The organism is Rhizorhabdus sp., assembly GCF_018006725.1.
In the GTDB taxonomy this organism is placed as follows: Bacteria; Pseudomonadota; Alphaproteobacteria; order Sphingomonadales; family Sphingomonadaceae; genus Rhizorhabdus.
The window spans coordinates 1-9,299 of sequence record NZ_JAGMXV010000180.1 but is presented as its reverse complement, the minus strand read 5'-3'; the positions used below and the strand labels follow the sequence as shown (position 1 = coordinate 9,299).

Sequence of the window (9,299 nt, the reverse complement as noted above, 5' to 3'; positions counted from 1 at the left end):
CCCTACCCTGCCGGGAGCGTTCAGTCGCGCTCGCTGCGGATCGCCGACAGGGTGGCAGCAAGGGTGTGTGCGCCCTCCACATGCAAGTTGCTGGACGCCGACTGTCGCCGCTGTCTTTCCGACAGGAAGGCGATGATCTGCTCCCGCGTCACCGGCTTCGTCATGGTGACGACATGGGCAATCGCCGTCGGAAGATGCTGATCGGGATAGCCCGTGGTCAGCCGAACCTCGCATCCCTCGCACAGCAGCAGAAGCGCGAGGTCGATAATCTGGTCGAGTTCGGCGGGCTGGTCGATGTTGAGCAACGCTGCATCGGCTGCCGACATCATGGAGGAGGGAATATCGGCTGCGTGGCTGTAAGGCCCGATCACGACGCCGCCGACACGCTCGATAGTTTCCGTCAAATAGAGCGCCTGAAAATAGTCGGGTTCGAGAATGATAACACGCATGAGCCATCCCCCGATCACGGAGAAATCGCCTGTCACAAAATCAAGCGAAGCAACCGTCACATGGTGCAATCGTCTTGGAGACTGTGAGCGCGTTCATAAATACGCAATTGCCACAGACGGGGATGCAACGTGCGCCAGCGCACATATTAGATTATCTGCATTCCCGTAACGGAAACTCTTCGCCGGGGTTCATACAGCCATCATGCGCTCAATCCACAAACGGAACCGTCGCAGTCGCTTTCAGCCCTGTCGGCAGCCATTCGCGCGTTAAGGTGCCACGCAGCTGGCGCTCGATGCTCGCACGGATCAGTTCCGAACCGAAGCCCTGATGGCCGGTCGCCTTCTGTACCTCCCCGCCATGCTCGACCCAGCCCAGATGCAACTGATCGCCGAGCCGCTCGATCGACAGTTCGACTGTTCCGCCCGGACTCGCCAACGCACCATATTTGACCGCGTTGGTGGCCAGCTCGTGAAAGGTCAGCGCGAGCGGCGTCATATATTTTTCCGACAGGATGACGTCCTCGCCGGTTACCCGGACCCGTTCCAGACCGTCGAAATTATAGGCGGCGAAAAGCTCGCGCAGCATGCCCTGCAGGGTGAAAGCCGAGGTCCCGTCCTGCGGCCGGACATAGTCGTAGGCGCGGCCCAGCGCAGCGATCTGCTCGCTGAGACGGACCGCATAATGTTTCAACCCTGGATCGTTGCGGCTCGACAGGCGTAATAGCGAAGCGACGACCGTGAAGATGTTCTTGATGCGATGGCCGAGCTCGCGCGAGAGCAAGTCCTGCTGCTCACGCAACATCCGCTGGTCGTGAATGTCCGTGCAGGTCCCGAACCAGCGCCGGATTGTTCCCTGCTCGTCCCGCAACGGAAGCGCCCGCCCCAGCGTCCAGCGATATTCGCCGTCGAAGCGGCGGAGGCGATATTCGATCTCATAAGGCTCACCCGTGTCCAGCGAGTGGCGCCAGACGGTCCAGGCACGGTCCTGATCGTCGGGGTGGAATTGCCCGTTCCAGCCATTGCCGACGGTCTCTCCCCGTGACGCGCCCGTAAATTCGTACCAGCGGGCATTGTAATAATCATGATAGCCGTCGGGACGGGTCGACCACACCATCTGCGGCATGGCGTCTGCCAGCACGCGAAATCGCTCTTCGCTGGCAGCCAGATCGGCTTCGGCCGCCATCTCCCAGACATGCCGCGCAAGCTTCTCGCGGCGGTCCTCCAGAAAACGCATGACCGCGCGGGCAAGCACTTCGAGCCCCTCGCGCTGCAGATCGGTCAACCCTGCCCGCGGCTCGGACGAAATGACGCACAGCGATCCCAGCGGGGTGCCCTGCGAAGAGCGCAGCGGCGCGCCCGCATAGAAGCGGATATGCGGAGCCCCGGTTACCAGCGCATTGTCGCGAAAGCGCGGATCCTCCCGCGCGTCGGGAACCTCCATCATGCCGTGACCCATCATGGCATGGGCGCTGAAGGACAGGCTGCGGGGTGTCTCCAACGCGGCCAGGCCGGTCCGCGCGACGAAACGCTGCCGCTCCTCTTCGACCAGGCTCACGACCGCGATCGGACATTCGCACAGGCGCGCAGCGAAGCGTGTTATGCCCTGAAGCTCGGGATCGTCGAACAGTCCATCGACCGCATAGGGCGCCAGCCGGTCGGCCTCGTCATCGCGGGCATCGCGCAGCGCGCCTGCGGGTTCCGTCGAAGCCGCGGCCGGCCGTTTAATGTCCTGCACCCGTTCAGGACCGACGGTGACGGACGGCGTTACCCGTTGATCGTATAATGCGCATTGTCCCCCCAAAGACATGCAAGACCGGATTTGGTCACGAAGTCCCAAAACCGCCCGACCGAAGATTTGTTCCGCGTCTCCCCGCCAGCACTATCGCGAGACGGCCAGATACCCGCAGGGCAGCCTATCCCGCCCGCTCAGCCGTACAGGCTCATCAGCCAAAACAACAGGACGAGCGGCACCACGACAGCGGCAACCGCAAGAATGACGGCGCCGATCGGAGTATCCGCAGATTGGTCGTGGTCGATCATGCCCCTCTCTACATCGGGCGAAGCCTCTGCTCAACTCGTCAGCCCTTGCGGAGCATTGCGTCAGAGCGACCGGGAAGCCATGGCTTCGACAGGCAGGCCTCCCCGCGCCGCCGATAGAGAAAGGCAGGACGCTCGATGGCGCGGCAAATCACTATCCCGGTCAAGGGGGTCGACTTCCCGAACCGGGACGCACGACTGCATGGCAAGATATCGCGCCGCTTCGAACTCGCCACCTGTCAGCCCGGCGAACCGGTCAGACTGGTTGCCGAACCCGGCAATCCGGTCGATCCGAACGCGGTCCTCATCCTGTCGGCGCGCGACGTGCCCCTTGGCTATGTTCCGGCGGAACGGGCTCCCCTGATCGCGCGCCTGCTGAAGCAGGACGGAGGCGTGCCCGCCATCTTCCAGGGCATTGCCGGCACCACCGCCTTCGTCCGCCTGTCGCTCGACGGATCGGCGCCCGTCCTCCCGCCCCCGCGACCCACAGTCGAAACCGTGGAGGAAGAGCCGGATTACTTCACCGATCCGCCGAGCCCGTTCGACTGACTGCGCTCAGTGCGGGATCAGGCCGCTCTGAAAGCCGATCTTGTCGTGGAGGGCGTAGCGGTCGACGATGTCGGCACTCGCCCGGTTGTAGCCCACTATATCGACGACGTTACGCTCGCGCCGTAGCCGGAGCACGATCTTGTCGAGCGCGCCGACGGCCGAGATGTCCCAGAAATGCGCCATCGACACGTCGATAAGCACCCGGCTGCCCGCAGGTTCGGTCTGAAAGGCGCGCGTGAAGCGCTCGACCGACGCAAAGAAGATCTGGCCCGAAACCTGGTAGACTATGCCGCCGTCCTCAGGCGACACACTCCGCTCGACCGAGAACATGCGCTGCACTTTCGCGGCGAAGAAGATGCCCGACAGGATCACGCCTGCCAGCACCCCAAGGGAAAGATCTTTCGTCCAGACCACCACGACGACCGTCGCAACCATCACGAAGGACGATGTCGGCGGATGGCGACGCAGATTGGCGATCGATGACCAGCTGAAGGTTCCGATCGACACCATGATCATGACTGCGACGAGGGCGGGCATCGGAATCCGGCCGGCGAGCGGTCCGAGCACCGCCAGCAGGAACAGAAGGAAGAGTCCGGCCGTGAGGGTCGACAGACGCCGCCGCCCGCCCGAAGCGACATTGATCACAGACTGGCCGATCATCGCGCAACCACCCATGCCCCCGAACAGGGATGCGGCCATATTGGCGAGCCCCTGGCCGCCGCACTCCCGGCGCTTGTCGCTGTCGCTCTCCGTCATGTCGTCGACGATCTGCGCCGTGAGCAGCGATTCGAGCAGGCCGACGGCGGCCATCGTCACCGCATAGGGCAGGATGATGCGCAGCGTTTCCCACGTCAGCGGAACCTGGGGCAGAGCGAAGAGGGGCAGCCCCTGGGGCAGCGACCCCATGTCGCCGACGGTGTTGACCGGCAGGTCGAGACCGATGCTGAGCGCCGCGAGTATGAGGATCGCGACCAGCGGAGACGGGACCGTCTTCGTAAGCCGGGGAAAGAGGTAGATGATCGCGAGGCCGCCGGCCACCATCGCATAGGTCTGCCAGCCGACGCCGATCAGTTGCGGCAGCTGCGCGGCAAAGATCAGGATCGCCAGCGCATTGACGAAGCCGGTGATCACCGAACGCGAGACGAACTGCATCAGCAGGTGTAGCCGCGCGAACCCGGCAGCAATCTGAATGACGCCCATCAACAAGGTCGCCGCGAACAGATATTCCACGCCATGTTGCCTGACGAGTGGCCCTACGAGCACTGCCACCGCAGCGGTGGCTGCCGAGATCATGCCGGGTCGTCCTCCGGTAAATGCGATGACGATCGCTATGACCACCGATGCGTAGAGTCCGACCTGCGGATCGACGCCCGCGATCAGGGAGAAGCCGATCGCTTCGGGAATCAGCGCGAGCGCCACGACGATGCCGGCCAGAATGTCGGCACGCGCCGACGGGAGATCGGCCCACCATTGGGCGCGATGCGAAAGAAAGGATGTCATGAATGTCCAACAACAAGGCGCAGGCCGATGTCTCGAGGCGGCGCGATCTGTTGTCCGGCGGATCGGCGGCCGGAATAGCCACCCGGAATTGCACCGGGTCCTTGCGAATGTCGGGGCCTTAGCGGTGGCCGCCCGAGAGATCAACGCGGAATGGAAAACCCTGCGTGGCGATCTGCCGACAGGCTGAAACGATAAGGCCGACCGTCCATCGGTGGGGGCCAAATAGACGGTCGGCCAATCATGCCGAAGCGCCGACGGCCAGGATCCCGTTGGGGGTAGGATCCGAAGCCGCAGGACTGCGCCGGCGTGCACGAAGACTTGACGCCGTCGGGCACGCAGCCAGGCTGCTAACCGACAGCAGCGCATTGCCGTGCACGGCGGCAGTTTCTCTGCGTCTCTGTTACCGTTACATCGGCGCGCGATAATGTTCATGACTCCCGGTTTCCAAGCGTTTATCGTTACGCCCGATGAGCGCGATCGAAACCGGAGCGTCGGACGACGACACCAATGGCGCGAGCGATGGCGCTTCTGCCGAAGCGGGTGCCGATGCCGAATTGATCCGTGCCGAACTCCGTTCGGTGCTGACGTCGCCCGACTTCTCGCGCGCACCGATCATGAAACGCTTGCTCTGCTTCCTGGTTGAGGAGACCGTCGCAGGGAGGGGCGACCAGCTGAAGGCCTATTCGGTGGCGGTCGACGGTCTCGGCCGCGCACCCGACTATGATGCGCGCGCGGACAGCTACCCCCGGGTTCAGGTCGGGCGTCTGCGCAAGATGCTCGACAACCACTACAGGACGTCGAGCGGCCCGGACGATATCCGCCTGAGCATACCAAGCGGGCGGTACAAGGTCTTGCTCGAACGTCCGGCGACCAGCGCAGAAGAGCCACCGGAACCGCTACCCCCCACCCAAACCGAACATCGACCGTCGGCGGTTTCGTCGAAGCTGTCCTTCGGACTTTCGCTGCTGCTGATTCTGGTACTCGTCGCCGGCCTCGGCACAGCTGCCGCCATATTGTTGCCGCTGGACGATCCTCGCGCCACCAATGAGCGCCCGGTCCTGGAAGTCGCGGGCACGACCATGGCGCGACAGAGCCCGCTGGGTGCGCGTATTCGCACTGTCCTGATCAATGGCCTCGGCCGCAGTCTGGCGTTCGACCTTCGTCCGCTGACCTTGTCGCGCGCATCGCAAACGCCGCCGAAAAATTCGCCCCCGGCCCGCTATCGGCTCGGAGCGGATCTGATCGACGGTCCGTCCCCTCGCCTGTTCCTCCGCCTGACTCAATTGTCTCCCGACAAGCTCATCTGGTCCGGCGATGTCACACTTCCCCCAACCGAGCGCAACGACGCGGCCGCACTAGACCAACGCCTGGCAACGGTCATAGCGACCATCGGCAAAGTGGACGGTCTGATCGCCATCCACGAGCTTCAACGCAGCTCCGGGCGGCAAGCGATCGGCTATAGCTGCCTCCTGCTCTATCATCGCTATCGCAAGCAGCGCCTGCCCGAGGACCGGCTGCACGTCGAGACCTGCATCGACCGCAGCCTGGCGCGAACCCCCGACGATGCCTCGTTGCAGGCGGCGGCCGCGCAACTGGCCATGGAGAAGATGTCGGATCCCGGCGTCGACGCGCAGGCGAAGGCCGGATATCTCCTGGCCGCACGCCGCCATGCGCAACTGGCGCGTGCGCTCGACCCCTATAATGGCTGGACCAATGCCACCCAGGCCCGCATCGCGCTGGCGCGCGGCTCCTGCTCGCAATCGTCCAGTTTTGCGCAGCGCGCCATTGCCCTGCAGCCCTATGAACCGAACCTGCTCGCCGATGTCGGGACCTATCTGGCCGATTGCCGGGATCCCGACGCCGAAGCCGTGATCCGCCGCGCGATCGCCGTCGGTGACGATCCGTCGGGCCGCTATCATGTTCCATTGCTGATGCTCGCCGTCATCTGCGACGATCGCGCTCTGGCGGGAGAAGCACTGTCCCTGATGGCGCCGCCGGTCATCGGACGGCCGCGCGGCTTCTACATCATGGCGGCCGCCGGCTATGGCATGTTGGGTGACCGGGCAAAGGCATATGCGGCCTGGAAACAGCTCGAACGGCTTGACGGGGCTGTGGCTTCCGCCCCCCGTTCCTATCTCGATCGGCTCGGCTATTCGCTGGCAACGCGCCGGAAGATCGCGAGGGATCTCGCTGCGGTGGACCTTCCCCCGGCCCGGTGAGCGCGCTCTATTTAGCGCTATCCCGCTCTGACGGTCGGCGTTACAGATATGGAACGATACAGCATCAACTGATGGGCGTCAGCGCAGGGAGGGGTCCGTGAACGTCGTCGTCGATCTCTCGCTCCGGCTCGCCGGGCGCAAGCCGGATTTGGGCGCCGACCTGCTGATCGCGGCGGCGGCCATCGGTCTGGCCACAGCCGGGCGACTGGTGGTCGACATCTTTGCGCCGGGCGTGGCGCCTTTCGCCTTCGTCTTCCCTTTCATCATTTTGGCGAGCTTGGTCGCCGGCGCGCGCGCGGGGATGATCACGGCAACGGCCTGCCTTATCCTCATCTGGTATTTCGTCATTCCCCCGGCGCGATCCTTCGAAATCAGCGCGACGCAGGCCATCGGCCTCTTCGTTGCCGCATTCTCTCTCTTCCTCGCGGTGGCTGTAATTTCCGCCTTTCGTTCGACGGCGCTGCGCCTGCGCGAGGAGGAGCGTCGTCATGTCGAATTTCTGTCGCTCGCCCTGCGCGAAGTGGACCATCGGACGCGCAACAATTTCCAGATCGCGGCCTCGCTGCTGATTTCGCGCGCCATGTCGCATGCCGATCCCGACGTGCAGGACGAACTGCGCGCCGCCGCAGGAAGGCTGCAGTCGCTCGCGTCGGTCTACTCCAACCTGGCCCTCAGCAGCGCCGACCTGACCACCGTGCTTCTGCACGACCATCTTCGCGACGTCTGCGACCGGATCCGGGAAGCCATGCTGCCCCCCGGCATCACGCTCAGCCTGGACGCCGAGCCCATGCAGGTGGCCGCAAAGACAGCCGTGGCCATCGCGCTGATCGTCAACGAGGCGATCACCAACGCCACCAAGCATGCCTTTCCCGGCGGTCTCGGGGACATCGCGCTTTGGGTCCGGCGCGAGGGCGACGGGCTGGTGGTGACGATCGAGGACAATGGCGTCGGACGGGCGGATGCCCCGTCGGAGAAAGGCCATGGCAGCTGGGCGAGCCTGATGCAGTTGCTCGCCCGCTCATTGCACGCGACGCTGGAGATCAGCGCGGGTTCGACGATCGACCAGGGAACGCGCTGCGAACTGCGGGTACCGGCTCAGCCGGACTGAACGGCGCGTCGCACCGATTGGATCAGCCGAAACGGCCCGTGACGTAATCTCGCGTCCGCTGGCCGCGCGGATTGGCGAACAGTTCCTCGGTCGGCTGGAACTCCATCATCCGGCCCAGATACATGAAGCCGGTATAGTTAGAGATGCGCGCGGCCTGCTGCAGGTTGTGCGTCACGATGACGATGGTGAAGTCCTCGCGCAGTTCGATCAGCGTCTCTTCCAGCTTTGCGGTCGATACCGGGTCGAGCGCCGAGGCCGGCTCGTCGAGCAGGAGAACGTCCGGCTCCACCGCGATGCCGCGCGCCACGCAGAGGCGCTGCTGCTGGCCACCCGACAGGCCGAGCCCCGAGCTGTGGAGCTTGTCCTTGACCTCGTCCCACAGCGCCGCACGGCGCAGCGACTTCTCCACGATCACGTCCATCTCGGCGCGGCTCTTGCGCTGGTAGAGGCGCACGCCGAAGGCGACATTGTCGTAGATCGACATCGGGAAGGGCGTCGGCTTCTGAAACACCATGCCGACGCGCGCGCGCAGGCCCGCGACGTCGACCGGCGAGCGGACCATGGTCGCCTCGTCGATCGTACCCTCTCGCTCGCGCAGACGCTGCAGGCTCTTGCGGTCGGCGAGCACGTCATGGCCATCGAGCAGAATGCGACCGACCGCATGCTGGCGCGGGTAAAGATCGTAGATGCGGTTGAGCGCGCGCAGCAGGGTCGACTTGCCGCAGCCCGACGGACCGATCAGGGCGGTGATCTTGTTGCGCTCGACCGGCAGGTCGACGCCGAACAGCGCCTGAGTCTTGCCGTAGAAGAAGTCCAGCTTGCGCGCTTCGATCGCGAGCCGGTCGCTCGGCGGGAAGGCCAGATGGACCTCTTCGGACAGATGCGAAGGAAGGTCGGTCATTAGCGGCGGGCCTCCCGGGCGACGACGCGCCCGATGATGTTGATGGACAATACGGCGACAGCGATCAGCAGCGCCCCGACCCAGGCCAGCCGCTGCCAGTCCTCATAAGCGGACAGGGCGAACTGGAAGATGGTCGTGGGCAGGCTGGCCATGGGTTGGGTGGGATCGACCGAGAAGAACTGGTTGCCGAGCGCGGTGAACAGCAGCGGGGCGGTCTCGCCGCTGATGCGGGCAAAGCCGAGCAGCGCGCCGGTGATCAGGCCCGCGCGGGCCGACTTCCATACCACCTTGCGGATGACGAAGGCACGGCTCGCGCCGAGCGCCATGCCCGCCTCGCGCAGCGCGCTCGGCTGCAGGCTCAATATGTCCTCGGTCGTCCGGGTCACGATCGGCATCGCGATGATCGCGAGAGCGACGGCGCCCGCAATGGCCGAGAAGCCCTGGAAGGGGCGGACCATGATCTCATAGACGAACAGACCGATCAGGATCGAAGGTGCCGACAGCAGCACGTCGTTGAGGAAGCGGACGGCGGCACC

The 9,299-nt window shown here is 64.6% G+C and carries 8 protein-coding genes and 1 other annotated feature; of the genes, 3 read left to right on the top strand and 5 right to left on the bottom strand.

The annotated features are described in order from the left end of the window. Positions 1 to 20 precede the first annotated feature (20 nt). Positions 21 to 449 (bottom strand): hypothetical protein, encoded by a 429-nt coding sequence (locus KAY22_RS20075; RefSeq protein ID WP_296625032.1) that lies wholly within the window; start codon positions 447 to 449, stop codon positions 21 to 23. Between the two features lie 208 nt (positions 450 to 657). Continuing rightward, positions 658 to 2,184, bottom strand: a complete 1,527-nt coding sequence (locus KAY22_RS20070; protein WP_296625031.1) for a PAS domain-containing protein — start codon at positions 2,182 to 2,184, stop codon at positions 658 to 660. Between the two features lie 440 nt (positions 2,185 to 2,624). Between KAY22_RS20070 and KAY22_RS20065 the strand changes: the two genes are divergently transcribed. Continuing rightward, positions 2,625 to 3,035: an HIRAN domain-containing protein gene (locus tag KAY22_RS20065; RefSeq protein WP_296625030.1), complete on the top strand. Its 411-nt coding sequence runs from the start codon at positions 2,625 to 2,627 to the stop codon at positions 3,033 to 3,035. A gap of 6 nt (positions 3,036 to 3,041) precedes the next feature. On the opposite strand, the gene KAY22_RS20060 is transcribed toward KAY22_RS20065, so the two are convergent. Continuing rightward, the gene (locus KAY22_RS20060) at positions 3,042 to 4,535 is read right to left on the bottom strand and encodes a SulP family inorganic anion transporter (protein ID WP_296625029.1); all 1,494 of its coding nucleotides are present in this window, start codon (positions 4,533 to 4,535) and stop codon (positions 3,042 to 3,044) included. A gap of 48 nt (positions 4,536 to 4,583) precedes the next feature. Next, positions 4,584 to 4,639, bottom strand: a sequence feature (sul1 is cis-regulatory element that is thought to sense ions involved in sulfur or methionine metabolism; They are found in Alphaproteobacteria). A gap of 363 nt (positions 4,640 to 5,002) precedes the next feature. Here KAY22_RS20060 and KAY22_RS20055 point away from each other — a divergent pair. Together KAY22_RS20055 and KAY22_RS20050 are read left to right on the top strand one after the other, a co-directional pair. Then, on the top strand, positions 5,003 to 6,754 hold the full coding sequence (locus KAY22_RS20055; protein WP_296625028.1) for a hypothetical protein: 1,752 nt from the start codon (positions 5,003 to 5,005) through the stop codon (positions 6,752 to 6,754). Between the two features lie 97 nt (positions 6,755 to 6,851). Further along, positions 6,852 to 7,862: a histidine kinase dimerization/phosphoacceptor domain -containing protein gene (locus KAY22_RS20050; RefSeq protein ID WP_296625027.1), complete on the top strand. Its 1,011-nt coding sequence runs from the start codon at positions 6,852 to 6,854 to the stop codon at positions 7,860 to 7,862. A 22-nt stretch (positions 7,863 to 7,884) separates the two neighbouring features. Here the strand turns inward: KAY22_RS20050 and KAY22_RS20045 are convergent, their stop codons facing one another. Further along, a complete protein-coding gene (locus KAY22_RS20045) occupies positions 7,885 to 8,763 on the bottom strand; it encodes a phosphate ABC transporter ATP-binding protein (protein ID WP_296625026.1) in 879 nt (292 codons plus the stop codon). After that, the coding region (locus KAY22_RS20040) for an ABC transporter permease subunit (RefSeq protein ID WP_296625025.1) at positions 8,763 to 9,299 on the bottom strand (537 nt) is incomplete at its 5' end. The genes KAY22_RS20040 and KAY22_RS20045, both read right to left, overlap by 1 nt.